Consider the following 21,886-nt stretch of genomic DNA (forward strand, 5'->3'; position numbering starts at 1 on the left):
CATGGCACAGGCACTGCCCGCCGAACTCGCCCACCTCGGTCCCGCTGTTGGCCTGCTCGAAAGCAACGGGATCACCTCGGCCGCGGTCTATCCGCTCCCTGACGACCTCGTCGACATCCCCGGATGGGCACGGCGGCACCGCGCGGAAATGCGGGCCGCGCTGGCCCGATTCGGAGTGGTGCTGCTGCGCAACGTAACCGTCGATGTCGACCTCTTCGGGCAGATCGCCGCCGCCGTCGGCGGCGATCCACTGCCCTACCGCGACCGTTCCACGCCCCGGTCGCACGTCGACGGCAACATCTACACCTCCACGGAATACCCTGCGGACCAGCGGATCCCACTGCACAACGAGAACTCTTACGCCGATGTCTGGCCCGCGATGCTGTTCTTTCTCTGCGCCGAACCTGCCCGACATGGCGGGGCGACGCCGGTCGCCGACAGTCGCGCGGTGTTCGGCCGGATCGACGCCGACATCCGCACGCGGTTCGCCGGCGGCATCGTCTACACCCGGACCTACCGTGACGATGTGGGGCTGGGCTGGCAGGAGGCGTTCCAGACCGATTCGCGGTCCGAAGTCGAGGAGTATTGCGCCCGGCATGGCCAGCATTGCGAGTGGGACGGCCCGGTACTGCGAACCCGGTTCCATCGGCCGGCTTGGCGTGCCGAGGCGTCTTCCGGCAGCCCGGTGTGGTTCAACCAAGCCCACTTGTTCCATGTGTCGGCGCTGGACGCGGAGATCCGCGAGGCACTGTTGCTCAGCTATCCCGACCGCGATCTGCCCCGCAACGCCTATCACGGCGACGGCAGTCCGCTGTCCGCGGATGATCTCGGGCGCATCGACGAGGTCTACCGGGAATGCGCCCTCACGATCCCATGGCGGCGGGGCGATCTGATGGTGGTCGACAACATGGTGGCCGCGCACGGCCGCATGCCGTATCGCGGTCCGCGTAGCGTGCTGGTGGCCATGACATGAGCGAGCGAATCATGTGCCAGCGCGCATCGCGCATGGCGGAGCCGAGCGCCAGCGAGGCGCAGCCATGAGCGGCGATATCACTGAACAAGGTGTGACCGTCTACGCGGCGTCTTTCGGCCAGCGTCGGTTGTGGTACGCGCAGCGCCTGGAGCCCGCGAGTCCGATCGCCAACGTGCCCTTGGCGATACGCCTGCGCGGAAACTTCGATCTCGCGGCGTGGCAGCGGGCAGTCGATGTGGTGGTGGACCGGCACGATGCGCTGCGGACCTGTTTCGCCGATCGTGGCGGGACACCGGAACAGGTGGTCCTCGACACCTGCCGGGTGCGAGTCGAAGTCGAAGAGATCCCCGAGTCCGTCGCAGCCGACTTCCTGGACCGGGTCGCGACCACGCCATTCGATCCGACGGTCGCGCCGCTGCTGCGCATCGCCCTCGCCCGCTTCGCCGACGAGGATCACCTGCTGGCGATCAGCATGCATCATGCCATCACCGACGGCAGATCGTATGACGTGCTGCTGCGGGAGCTTTCGGACAGCTACGCGGCGATTCGCAGGGGCGCGATCCCGGATCCGCCCGAATTGGCGGTGCAGTACGGCGATTATGCCGAGTGGCAGCAGGATGCCGTCGCAGTGGGCCGGTGGGCCGACCAGGCCGAGTTCTGGCGCGCCGAACTCGCGGACGTGCCGCTGCTGCTGGAGTTGCCGACCGACCGGCCACGGCCATCGGTGCGATCCTCGGCAGGCGAGACGATTCCATTCGTGGTGGCCGCGCCGACCGCGGCGGGCATTCGGGATGCGGCGCGCCGGCTCGGCGGCACAGTGCACATGGCGCTGATGGCCGCGTTCCAGGCACTGCTCGCCGATATCGCAGGCCAGGACCGGTTCGTCGTCGGCACGGCCGTATCCGGTCGCGGCCCCGCGGCGGTGGAGGACCTGATCGGGTTCTTCGTCAACACCATTCCCGTCAAAGCGGATTGTTCCGGCATGCCGACGTTTCCGGAGCTGTTCGGCCGGGTTCGAGAACACCTGCTGCGTGCCTACGCCCATCAGGACCTGCCGCTGGACCACATCGTGGACGCCGTGCGGCCGCCGCGGGATCCGGCACGCACGCCGCTGTTCCAGGCCATCCTCACCTACAGCCCGCACCCGCTTGCCGAATTCCGGCTGCCCGACGTCGAACTCGGGTACGTCCCCGTGGCACCTTCCGGTGGCTGCCATTCCGACCTCGACCTCATCGTCTACGACGATGGAAAGCAATTGCAGGGCTATCTGATTCGACCTGCCGCCCTCATCGACGACGAACGTGCTTGCGGCTGGGTGGCGGCACTGCTGGGGCTGCTGGCAGACATCGCGGCCGGGTCGGATCGTGCGCTGTGCACCGGCGCCCGTCCAACGCCGCCGGTCACAGCACGCGAAGCCGCTCCCTCCGGGACGGCCGCCGACGGTCCGCGAACCGACCTGCAGCGCTTCGTCGCCGACATCTGGGCGCAGGTGCTCGGCGCGAACGCCGTCGGCGTGCGTGACGACCTGTTCGCCTGCGGGGGCGACTCGCTGCAAGCCCTCCGGCTGCTGAGCCGGGTCGAAACCGGGACCGGACGCAGCATCGCGCTGGCCGATTTCCTCCGCGAGCCCACCGTCGCCGGGCTCGCCGCGCTGCTGGGTGACGCCACGAATCCTGGTGCGGCCGATCGGCCTTCAGTGCCACTGGGCCCGTCCGAACGCATTCCCGCTCGCGCGTCGTACGGTCAGCACCGCCTCTGGTTCATGCAGCGACTGGAGCCCGACAGCACCACCTACACCGTGCCGGTGGCCGCTAGAGTGCGGGGTGCATTGGATCTCGTTGCGCTGCAACGGGCAGCCGACGTGATTGTGGAAAGGCACGATGTCCTCCGGACGCGCTTCGCCGACACCGGAAGCATTCCGGAACAGATCGTGGAAGCCGACTTCCGGGTATCGCTCCAGGTCGAAGAGATACCGGAAGCTGCCGCAATGGATTTCGTCGACCGAATCACCGGCATCCCATTCGACCTGACAACGCTGCCGTTGTTCCGCATCGCCGTCGCGAGATTCGGCGCCGCCGATCATCTGGTGGTTCTCGCGATGCACCATGCCATCGCCGATGGCTGGTCCATCGACCTCCTGTTCCGCGAATTATCGCTCTGCTACAACGCTTTCCAGGCGGGGACCGTACCCGTACTGCCGGATATTTCGGTTCGCTACGGCGATTACGCTGAATGGCAGCGTGCCATGGCCGAGGCGGGACACTGGGATGGCCAGTCGTCGTTCTGGCGCACCGAACTCGCCGACTGGCCACTGATCCTGGACCTTCCGACCGATCGACAGCGTCCTGCCATACGGACCGCACACGGCCGATCCCTGCATTTCACGATCCCCCCAGCCACCACGGCCGGGATACGCGCCGCGGCCCGGCGATATGGCGGCACCGTGCACATGGTGCTGATGGCCGCGTTCCAGGCAGTGCTCGCCGAACTCAGCGGACAGGACCGATTCGTCGTCGGCACCGCGGTGTCGGGCCGTGGCCCCGCCGCGGTCGACAATGTCGTCGGATTCTTCGTCAACACCATTCCGGTCAAGGTGGACTGTTCCGGCGCACCCAGCCGGCCGGAGCTTTTCGACCGGGTCCGACGCAACCTGCTGCGCGCGTATACGAATCAGGATCTTCCGCTGGAGCGCATCGTTGACGCTGTACGCCCGCCCCGCGACCTCGGCCGCACTCCGCTCTTCCAGGCCGTCCTGACCTTCGCAACCGACCCCTGCGCCGAATTGCGCCTCGGCGCAACGCAGATCGAATCGCATTCGGTGCTGCAGGACGCCGCCCGCACCGATCTGACGGTGGAGATCCACGACACCACACCGGCTTTGGACGGCGTGGTGGAGTTCAGCACCGACCTGTTCGACCGGGTGACCGTCGCCTCGTTCACCGACCGCCTCCTGGAGGAGCTCGCCCAGTGGAACCGCTGACCGATATGACCTGCCCCGGCATCACCGCATACGTCACCGGAATGTGGTGCGCGATCCTCGATGTCGCCGCGGTCGGCCCGGACGACAACTTCTTCGATCTGGGCGGGACTTCCTTCCAGCTGCTCATGGTGAAGGACCGCCTCGACACCGAGTTGGGCATCACCACCGACCTGATCAGCTTCTTCCGTCATCCCACGGTGGCGGAGCTGGCCGACTACCTCTACGGGAAGACACGATGACGGCGGATGACGCAATCGCAGTGGTGGGTATGGCCGGTCGGTTCCCCGGCGCCTCCGACGTGGCCGAGTTCTGGCGAAACCTGGTGGCGGGCAAGGAGTCTTTGATCCGCACGGCAAACGGCGCACCGGGTTCGGGCGCTTACGGCGTGCTGGCCGACGTCGACCTGTTCGACGCCGAGTTCTTCCGGTTCGCGCCCGCCGAGGCCGAACTCCTCGATCCGCAGCACCGGCTGTTCCTCGAATGCGCATGGCATGCCTTGGAGAACGCCTCCTGCCCGCCGGACCGTTATGGCGCGCAGACCGGAGTGTTCGCCTCCGCCAGCCCGAGTACGTATCTGCTGCGGACCCTGCTCGCCCGATTCCAGCACGCGAATCCCGCCGAGCAGCACCGTATCCTGCTGGCCACCGACAAGGACTACCTCGCTACCCGCACCTCCTACAAGCTCGACCTGCGGGGCCCTAGTATCGGCGTGCAGACGGCATGTTCGTCGTCGCTGGTCGCGGTGCACCTCGCGGCCCGCGCGCTGGCCGCGGGCGACTGCGGGGTTGCGGTGGTGGGCGGCGCCACCGTATTCCTTCCACAAGCGACCCTGCAGGAGCACGTGGACGGTGCCATCATCTCCGCAGATGGGCACTGCCGCCCGTTCGACGCCGCCGCCACTGGCGCGGTCGGGGGCAATGGGGTGGCCGCAGTGGTGCTGCGCCGCGTCGCCGACGCCGTCCGCGACGGCAATCCGATTCGCGCGGTGATCCTCGGTTCCGCGGTCGAGAACGATGGACGGCGCAAGGTCGGCTACGCCGCGCCCGGCTGGGAAGGCCAAGTGCGGACCGTATCCCGCGCGCTCGAGCGCGCGAGTGTCGCGAGTACCGACATCAGATATGTCGAGGCCCACGGCACCGGCACGCCGATCGGCGATCCGCTGGAGGTATCGGCGCTGGCCGAGGCGTTCGGGCGACGCCGCGGCGGTGCGGCGGCACCCGGGGACTGCCTGCTCGGTTCCGTCAAGTCGAATATCGGACATCTGGACGCCACCGCAGGCGTGACCGGCCTCATCAAGGCGGTGCTCGCGCTGGAGCACGGAATCATTCCGGGCACAGTGCATTTCCGGGAGCCGAACCCGAACTTCGAGTGGGATCGGTCCCCGTTCGCTGTCAACGCGTCGGCGGTGGAGTGGCCGCAATCGCGCGCGGACCGCCGCTGCGGCGTGAGCAGTCTCGGTATCGGCGGCACCAATGCCCATGTCGTGCTGGCAGGTTGGGCCGAAGTCGCTCGTCCGCCCGCCGGACGTTCGTGTCATGTGGTGACGTTCTCGGCGCACTCCGATGCCGCCCTGGCAGCCCGGACCCGAGACCTGCGCACGCACCTCGAGGCCAACCCCGACGCCGATCCGGCCGACCTCGCTCGCACCACCCAAGTCGGCCGCAGCGCACTGCCGCACCGTCGTTTCGTGATCGCGCGCAACCGCTCCGAGCTGATGGCGGCGCTCGCCGACACAGCGGCAGTCGGCACGCCCGCGGCGCCGAAGGCAAAGGTAGCGTTCCTCTTCCCCGGCCACGGCGGACAGTACCCGAATGTAGGCGCGCGGCTGTGGCCCGACTTCGAGGTTTTCCGTAACGCGCACCGGGAGTGTCTGGACCTGCTGGACGCCGCTTCCGATCGATCACTGAAAACACTGCTTTCCGAACCGGATCGCGCGGACGACACACTGGTCGCACAACCCGCGCTCTTCGCGGTCGAATACGCGCTCGCCCGCACCTGGCTGCACCTCGGTGTGCGGCCGACGAGCATGATCGGCCACAGCCTCGGCGAATATGTAGCGGCGGTGATCGCGGGCGTGATGACCGCCGAGGACGCGGCACGGCTGGTGGTGGCCCGTGCGGAGCTCATGCAGAAACTCGCGCCGGGGGCTATGCTCGCCGCCGCCATCAGCGAGGAGGATGCCGCTCGATTCGTTGCCGCGGGGGCGGATGTGGCGGCCGTCAACGCCGCGAAGTCATGCGTGCTTTCGGGACCCGTCGAGGTCCTCGAGGCGGTCGCCGAGGACCTGACCGGCGCGGGCATCCCCTTCCGACGCCTGGCGGTGTCGCGGGCCTTCCACAGTCGGATGACCGACACCTGTCTCGACGGCCTGAAGGAGCAGTTCGCCCGAATCCCCCTGCACCCACCGAACATTCCCTTCGCGTCCAATGTCACCGGCACCTGGATCACCGACGAGCAGGCGACGAGTCCGGACTACTGGGTCGAACAAACGCGGCGCACAGTGCGGTTCGCCGAGGGTTTGGCCAGCGTATTCGCGTCGGGTCCGAACGTGGTGGTGGAGTTGGGGCCCGGCCGTGCACTGAGCAGGCTGGCACAGCGCGATCCGGCGCGCCCGGATGGCCTTCGGGTCCTCGCGGCCCTGCCCGCGCCCCGCGACGAGGAGTCCGAATCCGAGTGCCTGTCGCGGGCGTTGGCGGCGGCATGGACCGCGGGCACTCCGGTCGACTGGGCGGCGCTATGGGAGCACGAAGAGCCGTCGACTGCTGTCGACTTGCCTGCCTACCCGTTCCAGCGCACCCGCCATTGGCCGTCCGACACACCCCCGGAATCCCGCGCCGCACCGGCCGCTGTGGCCGCGCAACCAGAGACAGGCCCGGACCGGTCCCGCTCGGAAACCGGGGGCCTGCTCGCGGCAGTTCGCTCCACTTACACGGACGTGATCGGACGTCCGCTCGACGATGTCGCGAACTTCTTCGACGCGGGCGGAGATTCGTTGGTGGCAGTGCAGGCGGTATTGGCGTTGCGCGCCGAGCTCGGCCAGGAGCTGTCGTTGCGCGAATTCGTCGACAACCCCAGTATCGAGCAACTGACCGCCCTGCTGGCCGACCGTAAAACCGCCGACCCCACGCTCCGAACAGCCATAACGGAACCTTCCCCGGACACCGCCGTCCTGTCGGCCCAGACCTGCCCGGCGACACCGACGGTGTCCACGTGTAGCAGTACCACTCCCGCGCCCGGCCCGCGGTCGGGTCCGGGGTTCAGCGTGTTCTTCTTCTCCGCCGACTCCGTCGAGGGCGACCGCTACGGGCTGATCCTCGACTGCGCGCAGCGCGCCGACGAACTCGGCTACACCGCGATCTGGACGCCGGAACGCCACTTCCACCAATTCGGCGACCTGTTTCCCAACCCTTCGGTGCTGGCAGCGGGAATCGCGACCCGTACCAGCAGGATCCAGCTGCGCGCGGGCAGTGTCGTTGCACCGCTGCATCATCCGGCACGCGTCGCCGAGGAGTGGGCGATCGTGGACAACCTCTCGGGCGGCCGGGTCGGACTCGGGTTCGCGCCGGGATTCCTGCCGCTCGACTTCGTCTTCAGCCAGGCCTCCTACCAGCGCAAGCAGCAGGTCATGCTGGACCGTATCGAAAAAGTGCGCAAGCTGTGGCGCGGCGAATCGATCGATGACGTCAACGGTTTGGGTGAACGGGTGCGCCTGCGCACCTTCCCCCGGCCGGTACAGCCCGAACTACCGGTGTGGCTTACCGCGGCAACCAATCCGGCGACCTTCGCCGCGGCGGGACGGTCGGGCTACAACGTGCTCACTGCGCTGATCAACCTGGACGTGACCGAACTGGAAGAGCGGATCGTCGCCTATCGGGCCGGACGCACGGAGGCCGGCCTCGACCCGGCCGCCGGCGTTGTTTCCGTCATGGTGCACGCGTACCTGGGCGCGGGTGACGACGACGCGGTACGGGCGGTGGTGGAGCAGCCCTTCCGCGAATACCTCTGGGCGAACTCCGAAATCATCAAGTCCGCGGCCAAGGCGGTGCTCGGCGATCTCGACCTGGACCAGCTCACGCCCGCCGACCGGGAGACCCTGATGGACTTCGCTTTCGCGCGGTACTGGGGATCGAGCGCGCTGCTCGGCGGCGCGGACACCTTCCGGTCCCGGGCACAGCGACTGGCGGACATGGGTGTCGACGAGATCGCCTGCCTGGTGGACTTCGGCCTCGGCCGTGACACCGTAGTGGCAAGCTTGGAACGCATCGCCGAAACGATGGCGCTGCAGGCCGTGCCCCGGGTATGACAACGCGCCCACCTGCGCGCGCATGGCCGGGCCACGTCCGGCTTTTTCTCGGCGGTCAGGCGGTATCGCTGCTCGGCGACGGGCTCGCGTTGTTGGTGGTGCCGTTGTTGGCCCTCGAAATGAGCAGCAGCCCAGTGGTTTCCGGAATATCGGCGGCCACGGTAACCATCGGCTACCTCTGTGTCGGTGTGCCCGCCGGTGTCGTCGTCGACCGGTTCGGTCCGTGGCGGGTGCTCGTCGCCACGGACACGCTGCGTGCCTGCCTGTTCGCCGCGCTCTACGCGCTGGCCGTAGCCGATCTCCTGACCGTGCCGCTGCTGCTCGCGCTGGGTGTGCTGGCGGGCGCGAGTCATGTCTTCTTCGAGACCGCGGTCACGGTGACGGTGAAGGATCTGTGCGCCGATCGCGATCTGCTCCGGGCCAACTCGGTGCTCGAAGTGAGCAATCAGCTCGCGCTGGTACTCGGGCCGGTCACCGTCGGCGCGCTGGCCGCAACGGTCGGTCTGGACGCCGCGTTGCTCGCCAACGCCATTACCTTCCTGGTGTCGCTGGCAAGCGTGCTCGCCGTGTGGTCGCTGCGGGCTCCGGTGCCGCCGCTGGTGTCGCCGTTGCGAATCCGCTACATCTGGCGGGAATTCCGGGACGGGTTGCGGTACCTGCTGTCGATCCGGATTCTCGTTGTGTTGACCGCCCTGCAAATGGTGGTGAATTTCGGTCTGGCCGTGGAGAAGCTGCTCTTCTTCTACGCCAAGGACACGATTGGCCTGGCCACCTCGCTGGTGAGTGTGGTGGTGGCCGCCGGTGGCGTGGGCGGGCTTGTCGGCGCGCTGACGGCGCCCTGGCTCGGATCTCGGCTCGGACATATCCTGGTGTTCACCGGCGGCGTGCTGCTCTCCGGAATCGCCACGGCCGCAATGAGTCTGGCGCACACCTGGCCTGTCCTGGCGGCGGCGAACGCGGTCTACCTCTGGGCGCTGGTCAGCGCAAGCCTGGTGAATCGCACCCAGCGGCAACTGATGGTGCGTGACGATATGCTCGGTCGGGTGACCAGCACCGTGAAGCTGCTGTTCCTGGCGGTGGATCCGCTGGGTGTAGTAGTCGCGGCAAGTCTCACGCTCGCGCTCGGCGGCGATCCCAGGTTCGTATTTCTCGGCGCGGGGACGCTTGTGGCGGGCGCGGCGATCGCGGCGTGGTATTCCGGATTGCGGGGCTATCGCCGCGCCGCGATGAGCAATCTGCGGTAGTCGCGCAACGTCGGCGTCATGGTCTGTGCCTCCGAAACCAATACTCGCGCGGCCTCGGCGCCCAGCTCCGCGACCAAAGCCGGTTCGGCGTCGATGATCCGGTCGTACACCGCGGTCTGCCGCTCGTACCAGCCCGCAGGTTCCCGACAGGTGAGCACTTCCCATCCCGCCGCCGTCAGCAGCGTCGCATAGGACAGATAGCTCGGCTCCCACGTCGACAAGACCCAGCGCGCCCCCGGCTCGAGCAGCCGCGCGACTTCCCGCATGGCCGCGGCTTTGTCGAGCACCATCCACAGTGAATCGATGCTCACGGCGCCCTGGAACGAGCCCGCGGGCAGCCCGGTGTCGAGGAAATCCCCGACGACGAATGTCGCCGCCCCGCCCGGATACAGTGTCGGAGCCCGCTTTTGCGCCGCGGCAACGGCTTCCGGGAGCAAATCCACGCCGACCAGATCGACCCCGGCGTGCCGGGCGATCCACAGACCCGGCCCGCCGCGCCCACACCCCACGTCGACGATGCGATCGCCCGGGCCCACGTCCAGCCAGCGCCGTAACGACCCCAGCTCGCCGGCGGAACTGAAGCCCAGCGGTTCCAGCCCGTCCGGGAGGTCCGCGCCGTAGCACTCCTGCCAGATCGCCGTGAGCGTCGGGCTCCAGTCTCCCGCGGCGTACACCGGCCGGTACCGGGCCTCGTCCGCCAGCGGCGCCTGCTCGTCCGTACGGATGGGCTTCGAGGCCGCGGATTCCGTGGTCACAGTGCCGCCTTTGTCAACGGCGCCTCGAGATCGGCGACCGCACGCACCCGCGTGGTACACGCTTGCGACAGCGGCACATAGTCGTCGGTGGAGTAGCTGCCCGAGCCGTGCACCACCACCTCGGCACCCGCGGGCACCAAACCGCGCTCGACGGCGTTCATTACGCCGGTCAAAGCCATCACCAGCGACCATTCCCGCAGCGCGGCGGCGTCGGCGGGCAGCGCGATGTCCACCGCGGCCAAGCGGGCACGTAGCTCGTCGTACCGGGCCAGGCATTCGCGCCGCGACACCACGATGCCGTCGCCACCGTGCCGTTCGATGATCGCGTTCATGGTCGGCGACGTGGCCGGTTGGCGAGTGTAGAAGGTGCTGTCCAAATCCTCGGCGAGGCTGTCGGTGACCGCCGGGAAGTGGGGATCATCGTGTTGCGCGAACACGTCCGCGGATTCGTCCCGAACGTAGTGCGGCGCGATCTCGCCGCCTGACCTCGCACGAAGCAGGCTCGTCACCATATCGGGCGTGCGCAAGTGCTGCACGAGCAGGAATTGCGGATGCTCCGGGTCGGTCTCGGGGTGGCGCACCCGCCTGCCGAGGTGGTAGCCGAGCAGACCGAACGCACTCGATACGGCATGCGCGTGTAGTCGGCCCTGCGGCGGCGCCGCACCCGACACGTCCGCTTCGAAGAAGGCCCGCGCCGTATCGGCGACGATGTAATTGGCCAAGTCCATCGTGTACCAGAGTCGGACTCCCCGGTCCCGCTCGAAGGAGTCCGTGGCCGCGCGCACGAACTCGGCGGCCAATGCCTTGACGCCGTCCGACCGCTCACCGTCGTAGAGCAGGATCGGGTTGCGCCGCAACAACTCCGAGTCCTCGGACAGTTCGGAAGTCCACAACTTGGGCAGCGACCCCGCGGGCACGACCACAGCGATGCTCAGCTCCGCGGCCGACACCAGACCGAGTCGGATCGCGCGCAGCACAGCATCGCGCAATGCAGTGCCCTTGTTCGCTGATGTCGGCGTCACGATCATTACCCGCTCGCCGGTCCGCTGGATATGGGCCACAGCCCTGGCCACGATGAGCACCGAGGCGAACGTCTTCGTGGTCCGGGTGGACGCAGTGCAACGCAAGTCCAGCAGCCGCAGCTCCCGGCCCGCGTGCGAACCCAGCCCGACCATCCGCATTCGAGCGATCCCCAGCAACTGCGCCAGTGGCTCGGTCAGCTCGGGAAGCTCCGAATCCATGGGCAAACCCGGCGTATTCGGAGTTCCGTTCTCGGACCGGTAGAGCCGGGCCGCGGTGCGCAGGTCCGCGTAATAGCGGACCAGCACACTGTCACCGTCGACATCCACCGGAAGTGCGATCCGTGCGTTCACCATCGGTTCTCCAATGCGGGCGACAACACTGTAATTCCTTCTCCAGGAAGGATATCGACGCCAGTCGCCACCACGCCGCGCGAGTTCCCTGCAGTGGAAAACTCAAAAGGCATTGCGCTGCAATCTAGTTGGTCACCGCGCGGGTAACGCTGCCTGTGCTGCCGCGAGCACCGCGTGACGCAGTCCCTGAGCTTCTGCCGCCGCCAGGCCTCGTTCGGTCGGCCCTCCGGGCGAGGCCACCGCTCGACGCAGCGCGAGTGTGTCGTGCTCGAAGTCGGCCAAGAGGGCGGCTGTACCGCGCAGCGTCTCGGTCGCCAGCGATATCGCCAGATGCGCCGGGAGTCCGGCGTGGATGGCGGCATCCGCTTGTGCCTGCGCGAACATCGCGACCAGTGCGGGACCCACACCGGCCAGTGGAATCAGTGCTTCCACTTGATGTTCCGGGATTCGGATAACCGTGCCCACGCTGGCGAACAGTTCCGCCACGGCCGACTCCACCTCCGCGTCCACGCACTGGCCGGTCGGCAGCGACACGATCCCCGCGCGGACCCGGACCGGGAGATTGACCGTCACTCGCACCACCCTTGACCGGCGGTAGACCGCCTTCAACTGTGCGGATGACACACCGGACAGCACCGAGACCACCACGGCCCGCGTCCCATCGAGTTCCTGACCCACCGCGGCCAGCTGTCCCGGCTTGTGACACAACACGATCACGTCCGCGCGCGCGGCGAGTTCGGCATTGGTCGCCACGGCGACACCGCCGGTATCCGCGGCCAGCTCGGCCGCGCGTCCCGAGCCGCTGTCGGTGCACAGGATCGGAGTTGCCCACCCGGTTGCCAAGGCGCGTGCCATATTTCCCGCGCCGACTATGCCGATCGTTGCGAAGGTCCGCGCACCGCCGGGGGCGGCGTTCTGGTTGTCGGTCATCGCACGTTCCCGCCCTCGACGAGTTCGGTCAGCAGATCTCGCACACGTGCCGCAATGCGATCGGCCGCATCCGAATCGTGGCCGCGCAGATACACCCCGCCGGTCAGACCACCCGCCTGTTCGGTCACCTCCAACAGCCGCATGGTGTGCGCGCCGAAGACCGGCAGTTCGACCGGAGTCGCCTCGACGCCGTCGAGCTGCAGCGGTTCCGCGGCAGCCGGGTGCACGAGGACGCGATTGGTCAGCATCGACGGGGACAAACCGAGCTCCCCGCAGAGAAATTCGACCGGGATCTCCGCGAACGCGGCGGCGTCGCGGAGGTGGTCGGTCGCCACCAGCAGCTGCCGCAGTGAATGCCCGGCGCCGACATCGACAACCGCGGGCTCGGTGCGGGCGAACGGTCCTATCACCGGCTCCCATTCCGGTGCCGGGCGACGCAAGACCGTGGTACACACCGCAATTCGGCCCCGGTCGGGTTCATCGGCCGCGAGCGCGGTCGCGAAGGCGGTGCGCAACACTGCGGGCAGGTCCAGACCCAGTGACCGTGCCTCGGCCCGCAGCGGGCGAACCACGGCCGCGGGCAGCGACAGCCGTGCCGACGACACCGCGTCTGCCGCATCCGCAGGCGCGGACGGATCGACCCCGTCCAGTCGGGACTGCCAGTACCGCAATGCTTTTCCGGCGTCCGCTATCGGATCCTGCGCACGGGCGAACTCCGGATAGTTGGCCGCGGGTTCCGCAAGACCCGCCGTGCCTCGCACCCCCGAGTACAGCTCGCCCAGCTCACGTACCAGGACATCGACAGCAGGCTCATCGGCGACGAGACGGTGACAGCGCACCAGCAACGTGCACGCCGATTCCGACGCCGCTCGCGTCGGGTGTTCGTACAGGGTCACATCGATGACCTGCCCACGCGTAACGTCCATGCCGGTGGCACACGCGAGCGCGAGCTCCGAGGCCATCGTGTCGGCAGGTGCCGTCGCGGTCCTGACCGCCGCGCTCGCCCGGTGCCGCACGGTCTGGCCCGGCGGCCGGCCCGGCGGCGCATCGAACGCGCACCGCAGCACCGCATGTCGGCGCATCACCGCGGCCACCGCACCGGCAAGCCGATCCCGGTCCGGCCGAGCATTCAGCCGGAATGCGCGCGCCACAATCTGTGGCCGCGCTTCGGGCGAGGTCAGATGCCATAGACCCCGCTGCACCGCGGACAGCGGATACCGGGTTCCGGTCCGGCGTACCAACTCATCCGTCGGCCGCGCGGCGGCTACCCGTCCCGGCAAGTTCGCAGCGAGCAGCGCGACAGTGGGATTGCCGAGGATGCGCTCCGTGGTGAAGTCACGACCCAGATCGGAGGCAAGGCGGTTCGCGATCCGCGCCGCCAGCAACGAATGCCCGCCGAGATCGAAGAAGTTGTCGTCGCGAGCGATCTCCGGCACATTCAGCACCTCCGACCACACCTCGGCAATGGCTCGTTGCACCGCTGTGCTCGGGGCGAAATCCTCCCGTACGCCGTCCTCGGCGCTCGCCCGGTGCCCTCCGAACGTGGGCGCCGGCAAGGCGGACCGGTCCACCTTGCCCGTAGCCCCCAAGGGCAGCCGGTCCAGGAAGACGTACGTCGCCGGAATCATGTGGGCCGGAAGCAGCGCTGCCAAATGTGCCCGCAGCTCGCCGCTGTCGAGAGCCGCACCCGTGGTGCTCTTTTCACCGACGACGTAGCCGACCAGGACGATTCCGTGCACCGGGCGGCGATGACCGACGACGACCGCGGAACGGACGGCGGGGTGACGGGTCAGCGCCAACTCGACCTCCGCGGGCTCGACACGGTGGCCCCGCAGGTTGATCTGCCGGTCGCGGCGACCAAGGTACTCCAGCGTCGCGTCCGCGAGCAGGCGGCCCAAATCGCCGGTGCGATAAAGCCTCGCCCCACCCGCACCGGATGCCGAGACGAACGGATCGGCGATGAACCGCGTGGCCGTGCGGCCGACCGCTCCCAGATACCCTCTGCTCACTCCTGTTCCCCCGATGTAGATTTCGCCGACTTCGCCCTGGCCGACCGGCTGCAGCGCGCTGTCGAGCAGGTGCACCGAGACCCCCGGCAGCGGCGTGCCGATCACGTCGGCGGCGCAGGCCGCCTCGGTGATGCTCGCGTACTGGGTGGCGATGAGCGTCGTCTCGGTGAGCCCGAAATGATTGACTACGCGCCCGAATCGGGCCAGTGCCGCCGCGTGCGCGCGCAGCGGCAGGAAACTCTCACCGCTGACCAACGTGGTCTCCAGCCGAGGCGGTTCGACGGCGAACATCGGCGACGTAACCAGGCCGGTGAGCAAGGCCGGTGTGGCACTCAACAGGTGGGTGACCCCGTACGCCCGCGCCGCGGTCAGGAGCTGCTCGGGGTTGCGGCGCACGGACTTCGAGGTGACCACCACCCTGGCCCCCGCGGCGAGCGGCATCAGCGCATCCCGTAGCCAGGGATCGAAGGTGAACGCCGCCACCTGCAGTACCACGTGGCGTTGCCCGAGCGAAACGTACGACGAGAGCGCGGTGTGGTAGGCGGCAAGACTGTGATGTTCTACGGCAACACCTTTCGGCCTGCCGGTAGAGCCGGAAGTGAACATCACGTATGCCAGGCTCCGAGGATGGGGCGGGCCTTCGAACAGTGCGTCGCCGGAGGCGGACAGTTCGGGTTCCGACGCATCGACGACGACCGCCGCGGCCCCGGTAAGTCCGGACAGTCGTGTCTGCTGCTCGGGCTCGGTGAGCACCAGGCGCACACCGGATCCGGCCATCCACCTCCGCAGCGTTTCGTCGGGAAAGTCCGCGTCCAGCGGCAGATACGCGCCACCGACGGCCCACACCGCCAGCACCGACACGATCGCCGTCGAGGGCTCCCGGACACAGATTGCCGTCACGGTCTCGGGTTCGACTCCGTTGTGCCGCAACCGATCTGCCACGGCGTCGACCCGATGGCCGAGTTCTCGATACGTCAGCGCGCGCCCATTGTCGACAAGAGCGACGGCGTCGGCGAAGTTCTCGATCCCGCGCCGGATCCGGTGGTACAGACTGTCCATCCTCCGAGCGTCGCCCATGACTACGCCGTCGCTATTCCCCTTGTTGGCAAGATGCGTGAAATAGCCGGAGTAATAACATCATTGGATTCGACTCAGCGCGGAGGGCAGGCGGATCACATGCACCGTGAAGGCGTGTACGGCGACGATCTGTCCGACACCGTGGTGCACCGCAGGGTTCTGCAATGGTCCACTCGCACACCGGATTCGGTGGCAATCGAGTTCGGCGACCGCCGCTTCGGTTACGCGGAACTCGGCACCGCCGCATGCCGGATCGCGGCGGGCCTGCGCCGTCAGGGTGTCGGGCCCGACGTCCCGGTCGGCGTTCACCTTCCGCGTAGCGAAAGGCTCGTCATGGCGCACCTGGCCGTCCTGGCCGCCGGCGGCGCCTACCTGACCTTGGATCCCTCGACACCCGACAAGGCACTCGCCGATCAGATCGCGATCGCCTCGGTGCCCGTCGTGATCACCGACCGCGCCATCCGCGACCGGCTGCCCGGCACTGTCCGAACATTGCTATTCGACGACCTTGTCGACCATCCGGCCGAGCCGCTCGCCGACTCCGTCGGCCCAGATCACTTCGCGTGCATCATGTTCACCTCCGGCTCCACCGGAAAACCCAAGGCGGTCGCGATTCCGCACCGTGCGGTGGTCAATCTCGTCACCGCCCAGAACTACATGACAGTGGGACCGGAGCAGTGCTACCTGCTGCACACCGCGCCCACTTTCGATCCGTCGATATTCGAGACCTGGGGCGCCTTGCTCAACGGCGGCAGGCTCGCGATCGCGCCGCCCGGACCGCCTTCGGTGGGCGAATTCGCCCGCCTGGTTCGCGAGCACGGCGCGACCGCGACGTTCCTCACGCCCACCATGTTCCGGCTGATCCTGGAGGAGCAGCCGGATGCGTTGCGTCCCCTGCGCGATCTGCTGCTCGGCGGCGAGGCCATCTTCCCCGCCCACCTCGAGCTGGCTGGGCGCCACCTTCCCGACACCTCGATAATCGTGGGCTACGGCCCCACCGAATCGACCGTGCTCGTCACCGCGCACGTCCAGACGAGCGCTGATCCGCTGCCTTCGGTCGTGGTCATCGGTCACGACATCACCGGCGTCCGCACCTACATCCTCGACGAGGACCTGAACCCGGTACCCGACGGCGAGCCGGGCGAATTGTGCATCGCCGGAGCCGGACTCGCCTGTGGATACCTCGGTGCCCCCGACCTCACCGCGGAACGGTTCGCCCCGGATCCGCACGCGACCCGACCTGGCGACCGGCTCTACCGAACCGGCGACCGCGTGCGAGCGATCGGCTATGGCGGGATGGAGTTCCTGGGTCGTCTCGACAACCAACTCAAGATCCGGGGTCGCCGAATCGAACCCGGCGAAGTCGAGCAGGCGCTGCTGAACCACCCCGACGTCGTCACCGCCTACGTGACCGCGGAACAGAACGACCGACGCGGCAAATACCTTGCCGCGTATGTGACGCTGCGCACCGAGTCCGCCTCCGACGACTCCGACCTGCGCAAGCACATGGCATCCACTGTCCCCGACCACCTTCGGCCCGACGTCTATGTCCTGCGCGCCGAGGCATCCGTCACCGCCCACGGCAAACTCGACCGACGCCGCCTGCTCGATGGCGCCGCGCCGCCGAAGACACCGGGCGCCGGCCCGGCCCTGCGCACAATCGTGGTCAACGAGGACGACCAATACGCGATCTGGCCCGCCGCTCGCCCCGCGCCCGCCGGCTGGACGTCGGTCGGCCTCCCCGCGACCATCGACGAGTGCCGGGCACTTGTCCGCCGGCTCTGGTCCGATATCCGCCCTGCCCTGCGACGGCACGCCGTTCAGTCGTCGTAGCGGCAGAGTTCGATCAGTGTGCCTGGGAACAGCGCCGGGCAGGCTCGCCGCCAGGATTGCTATAGAATTGCTGGATAATTGGACGGTCGAGCCTGATCGAGGGCGATTTTGCACCCGTTGTGTCGAGGGTGCGGTAAGCAGTGCGCGCGACCGCACGGCGGCCTTGCGCGGAACTTCAACACGAGGGCGGCGCGCCATGACAGACGTCGACTATTGCGTAGTTGGTGGGGGATTTGCCGGATTGACGGCCGCGCTGCGGCTGAAACAGGCGGGTCGATCGGTGGCGCTGCTGGAAGCTCGCGACCGGCTCGGCGGGCGCACGTTCACCGAAGTGCGCGCGGACGGGTCCTGGATCGATCGTGGTGGCGCCTGGATAGGGCCGGGGCAGGACCGGATCTATGCATTGATGAACGAGTTCGGGGTAGCGAGTTACCAGCAGTACACCGACGGCGAGGCCATGATGGTGGTCGACGGCAAGCAACACCGCTACACGGGCACGATCCCGTGGACGATGAGCCCCTGGGCGGCGATGAACCTCGGTGCGGTGTTTCTCGAGCTGGGACATATGTGCAAGTCGATTCCCCTCGAAGCTCCGTGGACAGCGAAGAATGCCGACAAGTGGGATCGGATCAGCCTGGCGCATTGGCTGGATGGCAATACCCTGTCCAAGCCCGCCCATGAGCTCCTCGAGACCGCGATCGCCGGCTGCTACACCTCCGACGCCTCGGAGGTGTCATTGCTTTTTGTGCTGTACCAGATGGCGTCGGGGGGCGGGCCCGGCTTCGTCTTGGGAGTCAAGGACAGCGCCCAGGATGCTCGACCGGTCGGGGGCATGGGTGCCATCTCGCGCCCGATGGCCGCCGAGATCGGTGATTCGATCCACCTGTCGCAGCCGGTCCGGCACATCCAGCAGGACGCCGACGGAGTGGCGGTACGCTCCGACGAGTTGATCGTGCGCGCACGCCGGGTGATCGTGGCGGTTCCCCTGGCGATTGCAAGCCAGATTCTTTACGAACCGATGCTGCCGGTCGATCGATCGTTCCTGCATCAACGGATGCCGAGCGGCTCGATCGTCAAGATCGCCGTCGTGTATGACGAACCGTTCTGGCGTAGCGACGGGTTGTCGGGGCAATCGGCCGCACCGGGATCGCCCGCAACCATCACCATCGATGCCTGCACCGACACCGGGCGACCCGGGGTCATGTGCGTCATCACCGAGGGGCCCATCGCGCGGCAGATCGGACAACTCGATGCGGCCGAACGGAGGACGGCGATCCTCGGTGCACTCGTCGAGCGGTTCGGCGATAAGGCCGGCTCTCCCATCGACTACATCGAGCAGAACTGGAGTGTTGAGCGCTATTCCGGTGGCGGGATGCTCAGTCACGCACCAACCGGTGTGCTGACACAGTTCGGTCATGCCCTGCGCAAACCTTGTGGCCGCGTCCACTGGGCCGGAACCGAGAGCTCTGCCGTCATGTGTGGTTGGGTCGATGGAGCCATTCGCTCGGGCGAGCGGGCAGCCAGCGAAGTAATGGAATACGAAACCGTGACCATGGCCGGCGGAAGGTCAGCTGATCGTTGAAGCCCTTCTGCGACGGGACTATTCGGTTTTGCGGCAGATCGAGGGCGCAGTTAGTGGGTCAGCCCGCGGAGCAGGGTGTCGACCATCCGTTCGGCGTGGTCGTCGTCGAGGGGCTGGCGGGTGAGTAGGGCGCGGAAGTGAAGGGGCGCGATCAGCAGTTCCAGGGTCAGCGTCGGGTCGGTGTCGCGGGGGAGGTCGCCGCGGTCGACGGCGCGGTCGATCATGACGCGGGCCAGCTCGAGGCGGGATTCCCAGAACTGCGCACGGCTGGCGGCCAGGGTTTCGTCGTCGTCGGAAGTGGCCATCGCGCGCGCGAGGGCTTTACCCAGCGGGCTGTCGAGGTATGTCGATACCGACCGCAAGAAGGTGCGGAGGTCTTCGCGCAGGGTCCCGGTGTCGGGGACCGGTAGCTCGCGCTGGCTGTAGGCGAGCAGGGCGTCCATGACCAGCTGCTCGCGAGTGCCCCACCGTCGGTAGATCGAGGTTTCGTGCACTCCGGCCTGTCGGGCGACCTCGGCGACGCTGACCCCGTCGGGGCCGTGCTCGGCGAGTGCTTGCAACGCCGCGTCGAGCACGGCTTGGCGAACGCGGGCGGATCGGCCCCCGGTGCGGCGTCGCACTGCTTGCTCGGTCATCGGACCACCCTCTCACGCACCCTCCACATTTTAATGCAGAAACCTTGCGTTAAGTGAGGCGGCTGCCGTAGGCTCCATAAACGCAAGCAACTTGCGTTAATTGTATGGGGCGTCAAAGGAGTCGCGATGTCGTATCAATGGCCACTGGATCCCGCCGATCTGTTCGGTGAGCGGTATCCGCAAATGGTCAACACCGGTCTGCCCGCCGCCGATGTGGACGGTGTTCGCGCGGCTATTACCGATATGTGGCCCGACGCCCCCGGTGGTTGGGTCCGCGAATGGTCGGAGTTGGCGACCCGCTACGCGGGGTCGGGGCAACACGATCTGGCGGCGCTGGCCTACGGGTGGGCGAAGTTCCCGACCCTGGTCGATGCGGCCAAACGCGCCGCGCTGGCCAACCAGCTCACCCAATATCAGCTCGCCGCACCCACTTTCGGCGTGGACTTCGACCGCCGTGTGCTGGAGCTGCCCTATCGGGACACCACCACCGCGGTGCCGGTGCACCTGTTCACTCCCGCCGACCTGCCCGCGAATTCGCCGGTGCTTCTCGCCAGCGGTGGGGTCGATTCCTGGAAGATGGACATGCACGCGATGTTCGTGGCGGCCGCAATGCGGCTGCGGGTGCGGGTGCTGGCCTTCGACATCGCAGGCACCGGCGAGTCGGCGATCCCGATGACCTCCGACGGCGGCGCTCATATGGTGCGCGAACTCGTCGGCTACGCCCGCACTCTCGGCAACGGCGTCGTGGCCCACCTCGGTGTCTCGATGGGCGGACACTACTCGGCGCGCTCCGGCCTCGCCGGGGAGGTCGACGCCGCCATCGTGTTGGGTGGGCCCGTCGAAGAAGCCTTCACAGGTGCGGGGCCGAGTCATTTCGGTATGGACGGCATCATCGGCAACGCGTTGGGTTTCGACCACCGCCCCACCCGCGACGAACTGTCCGCGCGTTTCGCCGCATTCTCCCTTCGCCCTCTGCTCGACCAAGACACCAACGCCCCGATGTTGATCGTCAACGGTGCCGAGGACGTCCATGTCCCTCAACACGACACCCTCGTGTTCCAGGGGCGTCGTGACACCGATGTCCATTTGATCCCTGACACCGGGCACTGTGCGATCACCAAACTGCCCGAGGTTGTTCCGATGATGCTCGGCTGGCTCGAACACACCCTCAACACCGTTGCACCGAAGGCACATTCGTGACCGATACCGACACCCTGACCGACTACATCGCCCGCTACAGCCGCTGGGGCCGCTGGGGTGAGGACGATCAGCTGGGCGCGATGAACCTCGTCGGGCGCGAACAGGTGCGCGCTGCAGCAGCGCTGATCCGCGACGGCCAGATCATTTCGCTGACCCTGCCCTACGACCAGGCCGGACCGCAGCCCGGTGGTTTGCGCTCCAACCCGCAACTGGTCACCACTGCCACCGGCACCGATCATCTGGCCGGAGCCCAGGAGAAGGTCCTGTCGGCGTTCGGCCCCACCGGCGGGTTCGGGTTCTCCGACGACATGATCGTCATGGGTACTCAATGCGGCACCCAATGGGATGCGCTGTCGCACATCTTCTACCAGGGCAAGATGTGGAACGGCTACAGCGCCGCCGAACACACCTCCCACGGCGCGGCCCGCAACGGCATCCAGCACTGGACCGACCGCATGGTCTTACGCGCGGTACTGGTCGACCTGCCGGTACGTCGCGGGCTCGCCAGCCTGGAGCCCGGCTACGCGATCACCGTCGAAGACCTCGACGACACGCTGACCGCTCAGGGTGTCTCCGTGCAGCCGGGGGACGCGCTGATCGTGCGGACCGGACAGCTCGGCGTGCGCCGCGGAAACTGGGATGACTACGCTGGCGGCGCCGCACCCGGCCTGTCTCTGCATACCGTGCCCTGGCTCTACGAGCACGAGGTCGCCGCCGTCGCCACCGACACCTGGGGTGTGGAGGTGCGTCCCAATGAGATCGAAGCCTTCCAGCCCTGGCATCAAGTCGCGCTGGTGCACATGGGGCTCGCGGTCGGGGAAATGTTCGACCTGGACGCGTTGTCGGTGGCGTGCGCCGCCGATCGCCGCTATGAATTCATGCTCGCCGCCGCCCCGCTGCCGATCACCGGTGCGGTCGGCTCTCCGGTCGCGGCGGTTGCGATCCGATGACCCCATCCCTGCTGGCCCAGTGCGGCCCCGTTGGGTGGTGTG

14 protein-coding genes are annotated in these 21,886 nt (G+C 67.7%); 9 read left to right on the plus strand and 5 right to left on the minus strand.

Annotation, left to right across the window (positions count from 1 at the left end):
* The first annotated feature begins 1 nt into the window (after window position 1).
* The 5 genes from OG874_RS02055 (at window position 2) to OG874_RS02075 (ending at window position 9,500) form a co-directional block, all read left to right on the plus strand.
* On the plus strand, window positions 2–973 hold the full coding sequence (locus OG874_RS02055) for a TauD/TfdA family dioxygenase (protein WP_330253416.1): 972 nt from the start codon (window positions 2–4) through the stop codon (window positions 971–973).
* Between the two features lie 64 nt (window positions 974–1,037).
* The gene (locus tag OG874_RS02060; RefSeq protein WP_330253417.1) at window positions 1,038–3,953 is read left to right on the plus strand and encodes a condensation domain-containing protein; all 2,916 of its coding nucleotides are present in this window, start codon (window positions 1,038–1,040) and stop codon (window positions 3,951–3,953) included.
* Window positions 3,941–4,192: an acyl carrier protein gene (locus OG874_RS02065; RefSeq protein ID WP_330253418.1), complete on the plus strand. Its 252-nt coding sequence runs from the start codon at window positions 3,941–3,943 to the stop codon at window positions 4,190–4,192. The genes OG874_RS02060 and OG874_RS02065 overlap by 13 nt, the downstream gene beginning before the upstream one ends.
* Window positions 4,189–8,256, plus strand: a complete 4,068-nt coding sequence (locus OG874_RS02070) for a type I polyketide synthase (RefSeq protein WP_330253419.1) — start codon at window positions 4,189–4,191, stop codon at window positions 8,254–8,256. The genes OG874_RS02065 and OG874_RS02070 overlap by 4 nt, the downstream gene beginning before the upstream one ends.
* Entirely contained in the window at window positions 8,253–9,500 is a 1,248-nt protein-coding gene (locus tag OG874_RS02075; protein ID WP_330253420.1) for an MFS transporter, read from the plus strand. Before OG874_RS02070 ends, OG874_RS02075 begins: the two co-directional genes overlap by 4 nt.
* Here the strand turns inward: OG874_RS02075 and OG874_RS02080 are convergent.
* From OG874_RS02080 to OG874_RS02095, 4 genes are all read right to left on the minus strand, one after another.
* The gene (locus OG874_RS02080; RefSeq protein ID WP_330253421.1) at window positions 9,467–10,255 is read right to left on the minus strand and encodes a class I SAM-dependent methyltransferase; all 789 of its coding nucleotides are present in this window, start codon (window positions 10,253–10,255) and stop codon (window positions 9,467–9,469) included. The genes OG874_RS02075 and OG874_RS02080 overlap by 34 nt on opposite strands.
* The gene (locus OG874_RS02085; protein ID WP_330253422.1) at window positions 10,252–11,631 is read right to left on the minus strand and encodes a DUF6002 family protein; all 1,380 of its coding nucleotides are present in this window, start codon (window positions 11,629–11,631) and stop codon (window positions 10,252–10,254) included. The genes OG874_RS02080 and OG874_RS02085 overlap by 4 nt, the downstream gene beginning before the upstream one ends.
* Before the next feature lie 129 nt (window positions 11,632–11,760).
* Window positions 11,761–12,558, minus strand: coding sequence for a pyrroline-5-carboxylate reductase family protein (locus tag OG874_RS02090; RefSeq protein ID WP_330253423.1), 798 nt, complete (start codon window positions 12,556–12,558; stop codon window positions 11,761–11,763).
* A complete protein-coding gene (locus OG874_RS02095) occupies window positions 12,555–15,626 on the minus strand; it encodes a non-ribosomal peptide synthetase (RefSeq protein ID WP_330253424.1) in 3,072 nt (1,023 codons plus the stop codon). The genes OG874_RS02090 and OG874_RS02095 overlap by 4 nt, the downstream gene beginning before the upstream one ends.
* Before the next feature lie 117 nt (window positions 15,627–15,743).
* Between OG874_RS02095 and OG874_RS02100 the strand changes: the two genes are divergently transcribed.
* Window positions 15,744–17,477: an amino acid adenylation domain-containing protein gene (locus OG874_RS02100; protein WP_330253425.1), complete on the plus strand. Its 1,734-nt coding sequence runs from the start codon at window positions 15,744–15,746 to the stop codon at window positions 17,475–17,477.
* A gap of 196 nt (window positions 17,478–17,673) precedes the next feature.
* On the plus strand, window positions 17,674–19,059 hold the full coding sequence (locus OG874_RS02105) for a flavin monoamine oxidase family protein (RefSeq protein ID WP_330253426.1): 1,386 nt from the start codon (window positions 17,674–17,676) through the stop codon (window positions 19,057–19,059).
* Window positions 19,060–19,109: 50 nt separating this feature from the next.
* Here OG874_RS02105 and OG874_RS02110 read toward each other — a convergent pair whose 3' ends face one another.
* Window positions 19,110–19,694 carry a TetR/AcrR family transcriptional regulator gene (locus OG874_RS02110; protein ID WP_330253427.1) on the minus strand — a complete coding sequence of 195 codons (585 nt, stop codon included), beginning with the start codon at window positions 19,692–19,694 and terminating at the stop codon, window positions 19,110–19,112.
* 126 nt (window positions 19,695–19,820) lie between these two features.
* Here OG874_RS02110 and OG874_RS02115 point away from each other — a divergent pair, with 126 nt between their 5' ends.
* Together OG874_RS02115 and OG874_RS02120 are read left to right on the plus strand one after the other, a co-directional pair.
* A complete protein-coding gene (locus tag OG874_RS02115; RefSeq protein WP_330253428.1) occupies window positions 19,821–20,894 on the plus strand; it encodes an alpha/beta fold hydrolase in 1,074 nt (357 codons plus the stop codon).
* Window positions 20,891–21,844 (plus strand): cyclase family protein, encoded by a 954-nt coding sequence (locus OG874_RS02120; RefSeq protein WP_330253429.1) that lies wholly within the window; start codon window positions 20,891–20,893, stop codon window positions 21,842–21,844. The genes OG874_RS02115 and OG874_RS02120 overlap by 4 nt, the downstream gene beginning before the upstream one ends.
* The last annotated feature ends 42 nt before the right edge of the window (window positions 21,845–21,886 follow it).

Origin of the sequence: Nocardia sp. NBC_00565, assembly GCF_036345915.1 — a bacterium.
In the GTDB taxonomy this organism is placed as follows: Bacteria; Actinomycetota; Actinomycetes; order Mycobacteriales; family Mycobacteriaceae; genus Nocardia.